15 protein-coding genes are annotated in these 16,111 nt (G+C 42.9%); 12 read left to right on the top strand and 3 right to left on the bottom strand.

Features of this window, described 5'->3' with window-relative positions:
* Positions 1 to 102 precede the first annotated feature (102 nt).
* The 5 genes from MHI08_RS01765 (at position 103) to MHI08_RS01785 (ending at position 5,394) form a co-directional block, all read left to right on the top strand.
* Entirely contained in the window at positions 103 to 876 is a 774-nt protein-coding gene (locus tag MHI08_RS01765; RefSeq protein ID WP_149126016.1) for an IclR family transcriptional regulator, read from the top strand.
* Positions 877 to 961: 85 nt separating this feature from the next.
* On the top strand, positions 962 to 1,519 hold the full coding sequence (locus tag MHI08_RS01770) for a shikimate kinase (protein ID WP_003214270.1): 558 nt from the start codon (positions 962 to 964) through the stop codon (positions 1,517 to 1,519).
* Between the two features lie 344 nt (positions 1,520 to 1,863).
* Positions 1,864 to 2,811 (top strand): dihydrodipicolinate synthase family protein, encoded by a 948-nt coding sequence (locus tag MHI08_RS01775; RefSeq protein WP_056765053.1) that lies wholly within the window; start codon positions 1,864 to 1,866, stop codon positions 2,809 to 2,811.
* A gap of 77 nt (positions 2,812 to 2,888) precedes the next feature.
* The gene (locus MHI08_RS01780; RefSeq protein ID WP_342499927.1) at positions 2,889 to 3,896 is read left to right on the top strand and encodes a LacI family DNA-binding transcriptional regulator; all 1,008 of its coding nucleotides are present in this window, start codon (positions 2,889 to 2,891) and stop codon (positions 3,894 to 3,896) included.
* Positions 3,897 to 4,017: 121 nt separating this feature from the next.
* Positions 4,018 to 5,394 (top strand): MFS transporter, encoded by a 1,377-nt coding sequence (locus MHI08_RS01785; protein WP_342499928.1) that lies wholly within the window; start codon positions 4,018 to 4,020, stop codon positions 5,392 to 5,394.
* 211 nt (positions 5,395 to 5,605) lie between these two features.
* On the opposite strand, the gene MHI08_RS01790 is transcribed toward MHI08_RS01785, so the two are convergent.
* Complete coding sequence (locus MHI08_RS01790) at positions 5,606 to 6,379, bottom strand: class I SAM-dependent methyltransferase (protein WP_342499929.1); 774 nt, start codon at positions 6,377 to 6,379, stop codon at positions 5,606 to 5,608.
* Positions 6,380 to 6,495: 116 nt separating this feature from the next.
* Here MHI08_RS01790 and MHI08_RS01795 point away from each other — a divergent pair, with 116 nt between their 5' ends.
* Positions 6,496 to 7,401 (top strand): LysR substrate-binding domain-containing protein, encoded by a 906-nt coding sequence (locus MHI08_RS01795; protein ID WP_342500184.1) that lies wholly within the window; start codon positions 6,496 to 6,498, stop codon positions 7,399 to 7,401.
* A gap of 45 nt (positions 7,402 to 7,446) precedes the next feature.
* On the opposite strand, the gene MHI08_RS01800 is transcribed toward MHI08_RS01795, so the two are convergent.
* A complete protein-coding gene (locus MHI08_RS01800) occupies positions 7,447 to 8,232 on the bottom strand; it encodes a carbon-nitrogen family hydrolase (RefSeq protein ID WP_280149016.1) in 786 nt (261 codons plus the stop codon).
* A gap of 211 nt (positions 8,233 to 8,443) precedes the next feature.
* Here MHI08_RS01800 and MHI08_RS01805 point away from each other — a divergent pair, with 211 nt between their 5' ends.
* A complete protein-coding gene (locus MHI08_RS01805) occupies positions 8,444 to 9,400 on the top strand; it encodes an acetylxylan esterase (RefSeq protein WP_103132587.1) in 957 nt (318 codons plus the stop codon).
* 35 nt (positions 9,401 to 9,435) lie between these two features.
* Here the strand turns inward: MHI08_RS01805 and MHI08_RS01810 are convergent, their stop codons facing one another.
* Positions 9,436 to 9,750, bottom strand: coding sequence for a hypothetical protein (locus MHI08_RS01810; protein WP_024424319.1), 315 nt, complete (start codon positions 9,748 to 9,750; stop codon positions 9,436 to 9,438).
* Between the two features lie 92 nt (positions 9,751 to 9,842).
* Between MHI08_RS01810 and MHI08_RS01815 the strand changes: the two genes are divergently transcribed.
* The 5 genes from MHI08_RS01815 to MHI08_RS01835 all read left to right on the top strand — a co-directional run bounded on the left by MHI08_RS01815 (position 9,843) and on the right by MHI08_RS01835 (position 16,052).
* Positions 9,843 to 10,613, top strand: a complete 771-nt coding sequence (locus tag MHI08_RS01815) for a nucleotidyltransferase domain-containing protein (protein WP_342499930.1) — start codon at positions 9,843 to 9,845, stop codon at positions 10,611 to 10,613.
* Positions 10,614 to 10,774: 161 nt separating this feature from the next.
* Positions 10,775 to 11,692, top strand: a complete 918-nt coding sequence (locus tag MHI08_RS01820) for a proline dehydrogenase (RefSeq protein WP_305933820.1) — start codon at positions 10,775 to 10,777, stop codon at positions 11,690 to 11,692.
* A gap of 23 nt (positions 11,693 to 11,715) precedes the next feature.
* Positions 11,716 to 13,263, top strand: a complete 1,548-nt coding sequence (gene pruA, locus MHI08_RS01825) for an L-glutamate gamma-semialdehyde dehydrogenase (RefSeq protein WP_024424316.1) — start codon at positions 11,716 to 11,718, stop codon at positions 13,261 to 13,263.
* 125 nt (positions 13,264 to 13,388) lie between these two features.
* Positions 13,389 to 14,621, top strand: a complete 1,233-nt coding sequence (locus tag MHI08_RS01830) for a helix-turn-helix domain-containing protein (protein ID WP_024424315.1) — start codon at positions 13,389 to 13,391, stop codon at positions 14,619 to 14,621.
* Positions 14,622 to 14,753: 132 nt separating this feature from the next.
* Positions 14,754 to 16,052, top strand: coding sequence for an arsenic transporter (locus MHI08_RS01835; RefSeq protein ID WP_342499931.1), 1,299 nt, complete (start codon positions 14,754 to 14,756; stop codon positions 16,050 to 16,052).
* Positions 16,053 to 16,111 lie beyond the last annotated feature (59 nt).

Raw genomic sequence — 16,111 nt, forward strand, 5'->3', positions numbered from 1 at the left:
TGGTGGAATTTGTTTTCTTTTAGTGGAACGTTTAAAATGGATTATAGCAAAATCGATCGTTGATGTCGATAAGAAATCAAAGGGGAAAAGGAGAAAGTGAATATGGCTGATAAAAAGTCAAAAGAAGAATCAGGACTGCGTACAGTTCAGCGTGCTTTGGATATTCTTTATTGTTTTAGTGAAGAACGTCAAGAGCTGACGCTAACGGATATTTCAAAAGAGATGAATTTAGCAATGTCTACGACAACGAGACTGCTCAAGGCACTTGAAATGAATCATTTTGTGGAGAAGAATCAAGAAACAATGAAATACCGATTGGGTCAAAGGCTTTATCTCCTCGGATACATTGCAGGGAAGTCCATTAAATTGAGGGAACTGGCTAAGCCACTCATGTACTCACTTCGTGATGAAACAAAGGAAACCGTCAACCTGTATGTACTGGATTCAACAAGCAGGGTTTGTATTGAACAAGCGGAAGGGCTGCAATCGATTCGGCATCTTGTCAAGATTGGTGAAAAGCTGCCATTGTACGCAGGTGCAGGCGGAAAGGTATTATTGGCATTTCAAAGTGAAGAATTTCAACAAAAAGTATTAGCGTATGAGGCTGATCATGTGATGAAGGGTGACTGGCAAAAGGAACGTAAACATATTCTTGACACATATACTTCTTGCAGCATCGATGAACGCGAGGTAGGATCTGCGGCAGTAGCGGCACCAATCTTTAACATTCATGGTGAAGTGAAAGCCTGTTTATCCATATCTGGTCCAACCCATCGGTTTACTGAAGAAGTCATTCCTCAGCTGCAGCAAAAAGTGAAAGAACAGGCACAGCGGCTTTCTGAACAGCTCGGCTACGTCGTCAAACACAATTTTTAAGATTGCCTATCTTTTCGCGCTCCATTTATCATATAATAGAAACATTATGTAGCATTCCTTGTCGTAGGGAGGACGTGTCACGACCATGAAAATCAATAGAGAAATTCCTGTAAGACAGCGGAATATTGTCCTCATTGGCTTTATGGGTGTTGGGAAAACAACCATTGGGCAGCTGGTTGCCAAAAAGCTATATAGAGATTTTATTGATGTCGATCAGGAGATTGAGAAAAAGTACAACATGACGATTCCAGAGATGTTTCAGCAAAAAGGAGAAGCATTCTTCAGGCAGGCTGAAAAGGATTATATCGTCGATTTATGTGAACATACACAGCTCAAGATCGTTTCCCTTGGAGGCGGTGCATTCAAACAGGAAGAAATCAAACGCGCCTGCTTGAAGCATTGTACCGTTCTTTTCCTTGATCTATCGTGGGAGAATTGGAAGCAGCGGCTTGATATTTTAATCGAAAACCGCCCTGTTCTTCACAACCGGACGCTTGATGAGATGAAAGAGCTGTTTGAAGAGCGCCGGGAGATTTATTCTCTTCATAACTCAAGAGTGGAAACAGATCATTTAGAGGCTGAGGAAGTCGCCAATTATATTGTGGACACACTCAAGCTTGGCTGGGATTTATATTCGAAATAAAAAAAGTCTACCGTTGAGGGTAGACTTTTTTTCTATTGAATTCTTTTCCTTCGTACATATGATGATGCTTTGACAACCAAAATGTATTTATCCTTTTTTTGGTGTGCAGCCGTTTGGAAAAAGCGGTGATCCTCCTTCAATCAATTCATGATGATGAGTTTTTTGATATAGATCATTTTCTTTTTCGGAAAAATAAAATAGTATCTAAATTTTAATAAGAGTTTTTTGAATTATGATAATCTTAAAAAAATAATGTTGACATCTTCCGTGAGGACATTCTATGATTGTTTACGTAAACGCTTACGGTAAACGTTTACTATAATCGAATGGGGAGGAATTTGTTGATGAAAAATAAAGAAAAATGGAGCGGTGTATTCCCGGCGGTCTTAATTCCTTTTAAAGATGACTATTCAATTGATGAACCTGCTTTTCGTAAGCTTGTTCGCTGGGTGGCGGAGCACGAAGGAATTAACGGGATTGTTGTCAATGGACATACGGGCGAGATTATGACTTTGCTGCCACATGAACGAGCTGAGGCTGTGCGTATTGCAGCCGACGAATTAAAAGGGGAAGTACCTGTCATTTCCGGGGTATCAGCTGAAGGGACAATTGAAGCGATCCAGCATGCAAAAGCAGTTCAAGAAGCTGGCGGAGAAGGTATCCTTCTCATGCCGCCGCATTCATGGCTGAGATTCGGTATGCAGCCTGAATCACCTGTCCAATTCTTTAAAGATGTTGCAGAAGCGATTGACATTTCAATCATCGTCCATCAATATCCAACGTGGACAAAAACCTCATATACAACGAATCAATTACTAGAAATGTCGGAAATTGAAAATGTTGTCTCATTCAAAATTGGTCAAAGAGACATGGCACAATATGAAGTCGATGTGCGCGCACTGAAAAAGCATGCACCAGATGTATCGCTGCTCACATGTCACGATGAATATTTATTGCCAACATTAGTTCAAGGGATTGATGGGGCGCTTGTCGGTTTCGGCTGTTTTGTGCCAGATTTGATCGCTGAACTTGTGAAATGTGTGGAAAAACAAGACCTTGCAGCAGCTAATAAAGTGTACGATAGAATCTTTGAATTAAAGCATGCTGTATATAAAATGGATGAACCTTCCTCTACCTCTCATCTGCGAATGAAGGAAGCGATGTTCCAGAGAGGTTTGATCAGCAGTTCGCTTGCTAGAAAGCCGGTATTACCTTTAACTCAAAAGGAAAAAGAAGAGATTCGCCAAGGCCTTCAAAGTGTTGGTTTGCTTAAGGAAAACGTCAGTAGATAACAGACCATTGATTTCATGATGAAGGTGAGTCAGGTTATAATAGGGTATAAAACAACAGACTCCCGGAGGTATGAAATGTGTCAGTAAGTATTAAAGATGTCGCATTGAAAGCAGGAGTGTCTATAGCCTCTGTTTCCCGAGTATTAAGTGGAAAACCAGGAGTAGGCGCTCAAACGGCTGAAAGAATCAAACAAGTGATTGATGAGTTAGGCTACCGCCCTAATTTAGGAGCGAGAGGGCTCGTGAAAAGAAAGACTGGGAATATCGCTGTAGTGGTTCCCCGCGGTTCATATATTTTGAATAATCCATTTTTTTCAACGATTTTAGACGGCATAGCGAAGGAATTAGATGAGACCGAATTCAATATGCTGATGTCATTTACATCTGTGCAGCAGCAGCGGTTACTTGAGACGCAGGCTGTAGATGGTGCCATTTTATTTTCTCCAAGAAATGAAGAATTGAGCATGGATTGGCTAAAAAGTTTGGCTATTCCCATTATCGTTGTCGGAAGTTACTTAGAGGATTCACCATTTCCATGTGTCAGGCCAGATGATGAAGAAGGTGTTTGTCAATCTGTAACGGCCTTATTTGATAAAGGTCATCGAACCATTGGGCTGGTCAATGGTCCAATGAGTTCGATGCATAGTGTGAGGTATTACAAGGGGTATGAGCGCACACTGAAACGTTTAGGATTAACATTGAACAAAGAGCTTGTGTTTGAGTTAGATGAATTTGATGGGGGAAAAGTAGTAGAAGTGGTTTCTCGATTTCTCCAAGGAAACCAGCACATGACTGGAGTTGTTTGCTCTTCAGATTTTTTGGCGATAGGGGTCATGAAAGCGGCAGAAAACGCAAATGTGTCAATACCTCATGATTTGTCTGTCGTTGGTGCCGATGATGTGCCCATTGCAAGTTTCCTAACCCCTTCTTTATCTTCTGTTCATGTTGATTTAGTTGGAATGGGAAGAAAAGCTGTTTCTTTACTAACACAGTTATTAGAAGGAGAACAGTTAGAGGCGATGGAGCATATCTTCCCTATGTATTATATAGATCGGGGCACCACGGGAACGCCAAAAAAGATTTGATAGATGCTGAAAACTCGTATGAACGCTACAGAATTTCAGCTAGATTTAAAATGTAAGCGATTTCTTCAGCGCTCTTCGGCATGTACTTTTGCATCATTTCCTCTAATAAGGAGGAGATACCATGACGTTAGAACTCAGCGGAAATTCAAATTCTCAAGGTGGGCAAGTTGTTGATAGAGCTTCACAACTATTGACCAGGATGGAAAGTGTACCTTTTTCGAGGTGGCATTTAAAACCTCGGATCATTATGGGATCTGCTACCTTTTTTGATGCTTTTGATGCGCTATCTTTAGCGTTTGTTCTCCCGGTCCTCATCGGCATGTGGAATTTATCACCTGCTCAAATTGGCCTTCTTATTGGGTCTGGTTATATAGGACAAGCGATTGGTGCTATTTTCTTTGGGTGGTTAGCAGAAAGGCGCGGCCGTGTATTTAGTGCAAAGTGGACGGTGTTCCTCATGTCTATTATGAGTATCGCATGTGTATTTTCAGGTAATTTTATGGCCCTTTTTATTTTCCGCTTTATACAAGGGATTGGAGTTGGAGGAGAGGTGCCGGTAGCAGCCTCATATATTAATGAGTTGTCCCGAGCCCAAGGAAGAGGCAGATTTTTTATGCTTTATGAGATGATTTTTCCATTAGGATTAATGATCTCAGCTCAAATTGGTGCATTTGTTGTACCTAGCTTTGGGTGGAAATGGATGTTCTTGATTGGAGGCATTGGAGGTTTAATCGTCTTTGGATTCTTTTTCATGCTGCGTGAATCGCCAAGGTGGCTTATTTCGAAAGGCAGGTTAGATGAAGCCGAAAGAATTATTGAAGAAATTGAAGCTAGTACTGACAAACGAATGCCTGTCGCAAATCAAGTATCCAGCAGTACTGAAAAAGGCGACTGGAAAGAGCTATTTTCAACTTTTTACCGTAAAAGAACATTGGTCGTATGGGGACTATGGTTTTCTGCCTACTTTGTATCGAATGGTTTAAATAACTGGTTACCGAGTCTTTATAATACTGTTTACCATTTGCCAGTCGGAGATTCATTAAGGGCAGCATCTCTCACAAATATTTTACAGACCATAGGGGTATTTGCTTGTGCATTTTTAATTGATAAAGTGGGACGGAAGCGCTGGGCAACCATTGCATTTGTATTAACAGGTGTTTTATTAACGGCTTTATGGATCAGCGGAGCGACTTCACCAGAAAGCGTCATCTATTTAGGGTCTGCTGCTTACGGAATGATGGGGACAATTACAGTTCTCCTCTATCTATATACACCTGAAATTTATCCGACACGTATGAGGGTGATTGGAACGGCATTTGCTACATCGTGGCTTAGACTGGCCTCAGCGATCGCTCCTATTATGATAGGTTTTATTTTAGAGGTAAGCGGTGTTTCAACTATTTTTATTCTTTTTGCAAGTGTGACGGTAGTGGGAGCAATTCTTGCTTTTAAAATGATCGAAACGCGCGAGAAAGTATTAGAGGATATTGCACCGTAAGTTACGCATGCAGTAAAGAACTTATTCCAAAGAGGGTAGGTTCTTTTTTTATTCAGAGGATCTAAAATGCCTCACCTATCTTCGTTCATTTATCATATAATAGAAACATAATCTAGTCGTGAAGAGAGACGTGTCACGAACATGAAAAGCCACCTGTGAAACAGTGAAGATTAAAAAAGTCTACCGGCGATGGTAGACTTTTTCTATCAGTTTAATGCTTAATTCCTTGAAGCAGTGCAGCTTTTAAACAGAAGGAAATGGGCTGATGCTGTGCATCGAATTGAAGCTGAAACAGCTGCTTTGTGTCAGGGTCTGCGGCTTGAAGGTGGGAAACGATCTCCTTTTGAATATTCTCTGGCGTGCGTCCGCGTATAATCCAGTCCTGATAATCAATATGCAGATCCCAGTAACCAATCTCTTTCTGAGTCAATTGGTTGTCATCGAAAAGCTCTTTCCATTCTGATAACGAGCTTTCCCGCACATGAGAAGGGTCTCTCAGTCTATTTAAGTGATTAATAAATGAATCCTGTGCAGGGTTTTCAGGTGCATAATGGTCGACGAGCAGAAATTGGCCGCCTTTTTTTAAGACTCGGCTGATTTCAGACATGGCTGGCGGAAGGTTTGGAAAGTGGTGAGCAGCAAATCGGCACGTCACTAAATCAAATGATTCATCAGAGAAGGGCAATGCTTCTGCGGCTGCCTGCTCAAAAGTAATGTGGTTCAGGTGGCGTTCTTCCGCTAGTGCTGCTGCAATCTCGATCATTTTTTGCGTGACATCAATGCCGACCCCTTTAGAGATAACGTCTGAAAAGGAAAAAACGGTATGTCCTGCCGCGCAGCCAATATCAAGTAAATGCTCATGTCCCTTCGCATTTGCTGTTGTTTTCATCCATTCCAGCTCTTCTCCGGCTGCAAATATAGGTGAATCTCGATAGTTCTCGGCATTTTGTGAAAATTGGTTCTCGGCTTTAGCATATGGATTCATTTCTTTTCCCCCTTTGTGGTCTCTTTATCGTAGAATTCCTTCTGTTATTTGTCTAAGACATAAAAGATATGACATGGATAGTTAAAACCTATGAGGTGATGAATGTGGATATACGAATGATGGAATATGTCATTGAAGTGTACCGGCAGCAAAGTTTTACAAAAGCAGCGGATCAACTTCATATTGCACAGCCTTCTTTAAGCCAGCAAATGAAGAAGCTGGAAGAGGAATTAGACACACCGCTATTTATTCGAAATTATGGACAAGTAACGCCCACACCTCAAGGGAGACGATTCATTAAAAGGGCTGAGAATATTTTGAAGGAAAGAGATGATTTGCTGCGTGAAATGGGAGAAGCAGCTTATGAAATCGGGAGAGAGCTGAACATTGGAGCGCCAGCAGTCACAGGGGGATATGTCTTGCCCGGTTTATTAAAAACCTTTTGTCAAACGTATCCTCATGTTCGCGTTCAACTGATAGAAGAGTCTCCTCGTGAGCTCGAAAAACGTCTATTGGCCGGAAAACTGGATTTGGCTATTTTATCTATGCCTGTCGAGCATGAATCATTGAAAACGAAACAAATGCTGACAGAGCCGCTCCTTCTTGCAGTTCCACAAGCTGCTCAGCCTTGGTTATCAGAGGAATTGAACGAGATCATCAAGCAAGCAGGGCAAAAAGAAATGGTTCCCTTTCAACTTCTTGAAGGTATCCCATTTATTATGCTGAAAGAGGGATACGGTTTTCGGCATGTGGTCATGGAACTGTGCCGTTATCACGGTTTTCAGCCAAAAGCGGCTTTTGAAACAAGTCATATTCAAACAGCACAGGCATTGGTCAAAAACGAACTAGGTGTGACCGTTGTGCCGAAAATGGTGGCACAAGAGGATAGGAACCAAGTTATTTATTTAAACATTGATTCATGCCCAACCCGAACACTTGTGTTTGCATATGTTGAAGAAAGGTATTTAACGAAAGCCGCTCAAGCCTTCATGGACCTTTATCAGAACCAAGGGGAAGCTTAAACAAACGTTTAATTAAACGCAAACAGCAGGGGAGCACCCTGCTGTTTAATATAAGTCCAGACGCTGATCCGTCATAACCGGAATTTGCTGTCTGACTTCATCCACTAGCTGAAGATCAATTTCCGCATAATAAATATCTTCGTCATCTTTTGTTTCAAGCAGGATGCGGCCGAGTGGATCAATCACCATAGAGTGTCCAGGGAATGCCGTGTCTCTGCTTGTGCCTGTTCTGTTAACAGCAATCATAAATGACTGGTTTTCAATCGCTCTTGCGATGAGCAGGCTGCGCCAATGGTCCACTCTTGCTGACGGCCATTGCGCCGTATTGACAAGCACCTTCGCTCCTTTGTTCACAAGTGTTCTGGAAAGCTGCGGGAAGCGGAGGTCATAGCAAATCATCGCACCAATTGTTACATCTTCACCATAGTCAAATAAACCAAGCTGATCACCAGCGGTTAAATAGTTGTGCTCATCCATTAAGCGGAATAAATGAATTTTATCATAATCTAACAAAAGCTCACCTTGGCGGTTAAAAACATACATTGTGTTGGTAATGTGTTCATCTTCTGTCCGTTTATTTAATACACTTCCTGCGATGAGATACACTTGGTGGTTGCGGGCAAAGGAGGAGAAGAGCTGCTTTGTGCGTTCACCGTTTATATCTGCAAGCTGCTCGGCTTGTTCAAGGGCGTAGCCGGTATTCCACATTTCGGGTAAAATGATCAGATCAGGCTGCTCGCGGACTGCTTCTTCTAAAAACGCTTCTGCTTTTTTAAAATTCACTTCAGGTTCTCCAATTTGTACGTCCATTTGGACAAGGGCGATTTTCATATGGGTTCCTCCTTTATTCGCTATATGTCATGTGAAAATCATGAATGTATGTAATGGTTTATTCTAGTCTTCAAGGCCAGTTTCTTTATCATAAAGGTTTCCATCATCTTTGCCAATAGAAATGTCAGAAGGTTTTGTTAAATGACTTTCTCAATCAAGAAATGAGTGGTATGATACCTATAACTAATAAAACAAAGGGGAATAGTATGATATGCAATTGTTCGATTTATCACTAGAAGATCTAAAAAAATATAAACCAAAGAAAACTGCACGTCCTGATTTCTCAGACTTTTGGAAGAAATCGCTCGAAGAACTGCGCCAAGTGGAGGCAAAGCCAACACTTGAACCGTATGACTATCCAGTGAAAGGCGTCAAGGTGTACCGCCTGACGTATCAAAGCTTTGGACATTCTAAAATTGAAGGCTTTTATGCTGTACCTGATCAATCTGGCCCGCATCCAGCGCTCGTTCGTTATCATGGCTATAATGCCAGCTATGACGGCGGCATTCACGACATCGTCAACTGGGCGCTCCACGGCTATGCAATTTTTGGTATGCTCGTCCGCGGTCAAGGCGGCAGTGAAGATCAGACAGTGACACCAGGCGGTCACGCTTTGGGGTGGATGACAAAAGGCATTTTATCAAAAGAGACCTACTATTATCGCGGTGTTTATTTAGATGCGGTTCGTGCACTCGAAGTCATTCAGTCCTTCCCTGAAGTGGATAAACACCGGATCGGCGTAATTGGTGGAAGCCAGGGAGGCGCATTAGCGGTAGCAGCTGCAGCCCTTTCAGATATTCCGAAGGTCGTCGCGGCAGATTACCCTTATTTATCAAACTTTGAGCGTGCAGTGGATGTGGCATTGGAGCAGCCTTATTTAGAAATCAATTCGTACTTTCGGAGAAATAGTGACCCGGAAGTGGAAGAAAAGGCATTTGAGACATTAAGCTATTTTGACTTAATCAATTTAGCTGGATGGGTCAAACAGCCAACATTGATGGCGATCGGTCTGATTGACAAAATTACCCCGCCATCTACTGTGTTTGCGGCATACAACCATTTAGAAACAGATAAAGACCTAAAGGTATATCGCTATTTTGGACACGAGTTTATCCCGGCTTTTCAAACAGAGAAGCTTTCCTTCTTACAAAAGCATTTGCTCAAATAAAAGAAAAAAGAGGCCGCTCTAGGAGGGCCTCTTTTTTAATAACTCGTATTTTGTCTCGTTTTTTCATCAGGTACTAACGCGGTGATAATAAGGGCAAGAGCTGTGATGATATGAAGGATGAATCCAAGTATCGGAATCCAGGCGAGGCAGGATGTGATAATCCCAATGATGCTGCCAATCATTGGTCCTTGGTCTCGCTTCGATAAGACGAGTGTGATAATATGCAGAATAAGCATGACCATGAGCGGTGAATAGCCATTGCTAATAATAAATAGCCCTCCGATGACAGGGATGGCAAGACAGGCTTCAAAAATCCCGGTGATCCATTTCATGATGCGAGATATAGACATGAGATCCAACTCCTTTTTCATATATGTCTTATTCGTATTTTACCAAAACGTGAAGAAGTCATGCAGATTTCTATAGAAAGAGTTGATGGATGATGAGAGAGAGAATCAAGGAAGAGCTGAAAATCATCGAAGAAACGTATGACGTGAAAATTTGCCTCGCGGTTGAATCAGGCAGCAGAGCATGGGGATTCCCCTCGACTGATAGTGATTACGATGTCCGTTTTTTATATGTTCCTCGAAAAGAATGGTATTGGGCAATGGAAGAACATCGTGATGTCATTGAACGGCCGATTGATGATGTGCTTGATATCAGCGGCTGGGAGCTTAGAAAGGCACTTCGCTTATTCAATAAATCGAATCCGTCCATCATGGAATGGCTGTCGTCTGACATCATCTATGCTGAATCCTTCTCTTTGGCAAAGCAGCTAAGAGAATTAAAGGATCGAGCGTTTTATCCTGCAGCATTGATGTATCATTACCTCAATATGGCGAAGCGGAATGAAAGCCGGCATTTACGAGGAGAGCAGGTGCGAATCAAGAAGTATTTCTATGTGCTTCGTCCGCTGCTTGCCTGTCAGTGGATTGAACGATACCGGACGGTTCCGCCGATGGACTTTCATGAACTGCTCGAAGAACTAGTGGAGGAAGATCCGCTTTTAGCGGAAATCCATGAGCTGCTCAAACGTAAAATGGACGGAGAAGAAATGGATGTAGAAAACCGCCTCGCTTATGTCCATCCATTTATCGACAAAGAGCTCGCGCGATTTGATGAATTGGTGAAAAGCTACAATCAGCCGAAAGACAACCTGTTGCAAGAATTAAATGAGCTGCTGCAGTCTACCCTTGATGAGGTGTGGGCGTAAGCAGGGAAGAGCCAGCCGGATCACGGCAGGCTCTTTTTTATCTCTTATTGTGATAAAACCACAAAAAAAGTCAGAATTTTTGTCATCTTCAAATATTGTAGCGGACAGCTTATGAGCTTTACAATAAAGACATAGCTTACAAAGAGTGGGAGGTGCCCTTTATGGAGTCGGTCACAAGAAATTTCTTCTTGTTTTTGTCAAAGAGCAGTCTCTTGAACCATATTGCTCGTAATTGGGGAAGTGCTGTTGCATCTAAGAAAATCATCGGAGGGAAGGACTTTGAGAGTGCCATCCCTGTTATCAAGCGATTAAATGACCAAGGAATGGCTGTGACAGTTGATCACCTTGGTGAGTTTGTTACAAAGGCAGAGATTGCCAATGAACGGACGACTGAGTGTATTCAAACCATTCAGCGGATTGCTGAGGCGGGACTCAATTCCCATGTGTCACTCAAAATGACATCCCTTGGCCTGGATATTGACGATGACCTTGTGTATCACAATATGAAACGTATTTTAGATACGGCAGAGAAACACCGTATCATGGTGACAATCGATATGGAGGATGAACAGCGCTGTCAAAAAACGCTGGACATTTTTAAAGAGATGAAATCTCAATATGAGTATGTCAGTACGGTCTTGCAGGCGTATTTGTACAGAACAGAAAAGGATCTTGAAGACCTAAATGAGCTGCAGCCATTTTTAAGACTTGTAAAGGGTGCCTATAAGGAATCCGCCGAAGTGGCGTATCCAAACAAAAAAGATGTCGATCTGAATTATCAAAAGCTGATCGAAAAGCAATTGCTCTCAGGGAACTATACAGCCATTGCGACACATGACGATCAAATGATCGAGTTCACAAAAAATATTGTGAAAAAACACAATATACAGACAAGTCGGTTCGAATTTCAAATGCTGTACGGCATGAGATCAGAAACGCAGCAGGCACTTGTGAAAGAAGGCTATCAAATGAGGGTCTATACTCCGTATGGACGAGAGTGGTATGGCTACTACATGAGACGTCTTGCAGAACGGCCGGCAAACATTGCCTTTGCTCTAAAAGGGATGACGAGAAAATAAATTGAAACGGGAGCGTGACAAAAATGACAACACCTTACAAGCATGAACCATTCACGGATTTTAGCCAGGAAGAAAACCGCAAAGCGTTTGAACAAGCATTAGCTAAAGTAACAGAATCACTTGGTCAAACCTATCCGCTCGTGATTAATGGAGAAAGAATTGAAACGAAAGACAAGATTGTTTCGATCAATCCAGCGAAAAAGGATGAAGTGGTTGGAACCGTATCAAAGGCCGGGAAGGAAGAGGCAGAGCAGGCGGTTCAAGCAGCAGCGAAAGCATTCGAAACATGGCGCTACACGTCTCCAGAAGAAAGAGCTGGCGTATTATTCAGAGCTGCGGCAAGCATTCGCCGTAAAAAGCATGAGTATTCAGCCCTTCTTGTCAAAGAAGCAGGTAAGCCTTGGAATGAAGCGGATGCAGATACAGCAGAAGCGATTGACTTCCTAGAATATTATGCCCGTCAAATGCTGGAGCTGGCGAAAGGAAAGCCAGTGAACAGCCGCGAAGGCGAACGCAATCAATATGTTTACACACCAACTGGCGTGACGCTCGTGATTCCGCCGTGGAACTTCTTGTTTGCGATCATGGCAGGAACAACAGTAGCGCCAATCGTCACTGGGAATACAGTTGTTTTAAAACCCGCAAGTGCGACGCCTGTCATTGCAGCCCGTTTTGTGGAGGAGCTTGAGCAAGCCGGTCTTCCAAAGGGTGTTGTCAACTTTGTACCAGGAAGCGGAGCAGAGGTCGGGGATTACTTAGTAGATCATCCGAAAACAAGCCTGATTACATTCACTGGATCAAGAGAAGTAGGGACACGTATCTTTGAACGCGCAGCAAAAGTGCAGCCAGGCCAGCAGCATTTAAAACGTGTCATTGCTGAAATGGGCGGTAAGGATACAGTGGTTGTCGATGAGGATGCAGATGTTGAATTAGCGGCTAATGCCATTTTCACATCAGCCTTCGGATTTTCAGGTCAGAAATGTTCAGCTGGATCTCGGGCTGTCGTCCATGAGAAGCTGTATGACCAAGTGGTTGAGCGAGTGAAGGAAATCACAGAAACGAAAACAACAGCCAACCCACTTTCTGCCGATGTTTACATGGGACCTGTCATTGATCAAGCGTCCTTTGACAAGATCACGGATTATATCGAGGTTGGCAAACAGGAAGGCCGTTTAGTCACTGGCGGAACGAGTGATGATTCGGAAGGATACTTTATCCACCCGACCATTTTTGCAGATCTTGAGCCAACTTCCCGTTTAATGCAAGAAGAAATCTTTGGACCAGTCTTGGCTTTCTCGAAAGTCTCTAGCTTTGATGAGGCACTTGAGGTAGCCAACAACACAGAATACGGTTTAACAGGTGCTGTCATTACGAATAATCGTGATCACATCAACCGTGCGAAGCAGGAGTTCCATGTAGGGAACCTTTACTTTAACCGTAACTGCACAGGTGCCATCGTTGGTTACCACCCATTCGGCGGCTTCAAAATGTCAGGAACGGATTCAAAAGCAGGCGGTCCAGATTACCTAGCTCTGCACATGCAGGCAAAAACGATTAGTGAAATGTTTTAATATGGAAAAGCATGAACCTGCACTGATGGGTTCATGCTTTTTTTGCCTGCTTGCGACTTGTTTCTATACAAATCTGACTGGAAAGAAGTATGATAAATGTATCACTTAATCAGGGAGCAATCGGGATGGAAGAGATATTAGAAAAGCTTCATACATTTTTTGATGTCGATAAATTAATTGCATTTATTAGCGGATATTTAAAAAAACCAGTCATTTTAGAAAGCACAGAGTGTCAGCTCCTTGCTTATAATTCTTACAGCATTCAGCAGTTTGACCCAGTCAATCAGCAAACGATTTTCTCCAAGGAATGTCCGGGGTCTGTGGTCGATTGGTTAAAGAAAACAGGGGTAATTGAGCGGCTTCACAAGGAGTCAAAGCCTTTTTATGTGAGCGGCCATGACGAGCTCGGATTTAATCGGCGGGTGGCTGTGAGCGCCAAGCATAAACAAGAGGTAGTAGGCTTTATTTGGGTGCAGGACATTGAGGACTCCCTCTCTCAGGAGGAGCTGCAATTTTTACACGAAGCTTCCTTTCAGGTTGGAAAAGTGATTTATAAGAATAAGAAACAGCTTGAGAAAAAGGAAGGCAAGATTGAAGAGTTTTTCAAAAAGGTCATGGATGATCATTTTTATACTGAAGAAGAGCTGAAATGGGAGGCTGAGAACTTAAGCATTCCACTGCCAGCCGTATTTACCGTTATGGTCGTGCACGCTGCCGATAACAAAAGTGAGACGGCAGAAGATGTGAAGGATGTCATTCGAACGTATTTGCAGCTAGAGGATAAAGTAAATCACGTCTATTCGGTTCAAGCAGATATTGTCGTTATATTAGGCAGCCTGTCAGACCGGCACTCACCGAAAGCGACTGCCGCTGATGTCATCGCACATCTGCAATCAAAAACGAATGCCCATCCTTCCCCTTTGTATATTGGGATGGGAAGAGAGTACCGTGATGTCATGAAAATGAGTACAAGTCGATTTGAAGCGATAGAGGTCGTCAAGGCAGTAAAAATTGTCGGAGGGCAAGAACTGATTCCATATGATTATGAGAATTTAGGGGTCTTCCGGTTTTTAGACTCTATTTACAGCCATCAAAAAAAGAAAAACGACTTCAATCCAGATTTGTTACGCTTGAAGGAAAAAGACCGCGAGAGTCAAACCTCGTTTTTAAAAACGCTGGAAGTCTACTTATTGAATAACTGCAAGCTAAAGCCAGCAGCGGAGCAGTTGTTTATTCATCAAAATACATTAAACTATCGAATGAAACAAATTTTTGACATGACTTCGATCGACTTAAGTCATTTTAGCCAGAGATGTGAGTTATTTATTGAATTGATGCTGATGAAAAAAGATCAATAATCATGATGGAATCCGCAGGTGCATAGGTTCACCTGCGGGTTTTCATGTGACATGCGAAAATGGCATACAACTGATGCATTTCGTTGTATGATAGATAAAGATTTTATGAGAAAAGTGAAAGGGGGGCCACCTTTGGGATCAGTCACCTTAGCCATTTTGATTTTCATCATGACCCTCTTCCTTGTCATTTGGCAGCCAGGACGTGTCACCATAGGATGGTCAGCGTGTGGAGGCGCCATTCTTGCACTTGCCTTTGGTGTCGTTCATCTAGGCGATGTGTGGGAAGTCACGCAAATTGTATGGAACGCGACCTTTGCCTTTATTGGCATTATTATCATTTCGTTAATTTTAGATGAGATCGGTTTTTTTGAATGGGCTGCACTGCATATGGCAAAAGCCGCAAGAGGCAACGGTGTCCGCATGTTTATTTACTTAACATTGCTCGGCGCTGTTGTGGCTGCTTTTTTTGCCAACGATGGAGCGGCACTGATCTTGACCCCAATCGTTTTATCTGTGGTGAGAGCGTTGAAGCTGGATGAGCGCATGGTGCTGCCTTTTGTGATGGCAAGCGGCTTTATTGCAGATACAACCTCCTTGCCATTTGTCATTAGTAACCTGGTCAATATCGTATCAGCCGACTATTTTCATATTGGTTTTCTAGAATATACAGCGAATATGTTCGTGCCAAACCTTGTGTCGCTTGGAGCGAGCATGCTGGTTCTGTATGTATTTTACCGAAAGCTTATCCCAAAAACCTACGATCTGTCACAGGCAAAGGAACCGGCGTCAGCTATTCGAGATATCCGTATGTTCCGTTTGTCTTGGTATGTGCTCGGCTGTCTGCTTGTGGGTTATTTTGCGGGGGAACTGATCGGTATTCCAGTGTCCATCATCGTAGGCGGGATTGCCCTTGCTTTCTTGTGGATGGCGAGAAGAAGTCCACAAGTAGCGACAAAGCGAGTGGTCAAAGAAGCGCCGTGGTCCATTGTGTTTTTCTCAATCGGTATGTATGTCGTCGTATATGGACTGAAAAATGTCGGTCTTACAGAAATATTGGCGGCATGGATTGAACAAGGGGCTTCACATGGCTTGCTTGCAGGAACGATGTTTATGGGCGTGCTTGCCGCAGTGCTGTCCTCTGTGATGAACAATCTGCCGACCGTTTTAATTGATGCGATTGCCATTGGACATACAGATACAGCAGGTGTCATGAGAGACGGACTGATTTATGCCAATGTCATCGGCTCCAACCTTGGACCGAAAATGACCCCAATCGGCTCATTGGCGACATTGCTGTGGCTTCATGTCTTAAAGAAAAAAGGCGTCCATATCTCTTGGGGGGCGTACATGAAAGCCGGGATCATCCTGACCATCCCAACCTTGATTCTCACATTACTCGGGTTATATGTATGGTTATGGCTTATTCATTAATTATCGTGCAGAAAAATCCTCGCATTCGCCCGCAGGTCTGCGCTTCGGTGCTTAGGGCT

Origin of the sequence: Bacillus sp. FSL M7-0791, assembly GCF_038627085.1 — a bacterium.
GTDB classification, from domain to species: domain Bacteria; phylum Bacillota; class Bacilli; order Bacillales; family Bacillaceae; genus Bacillus; species Bacillus safensis.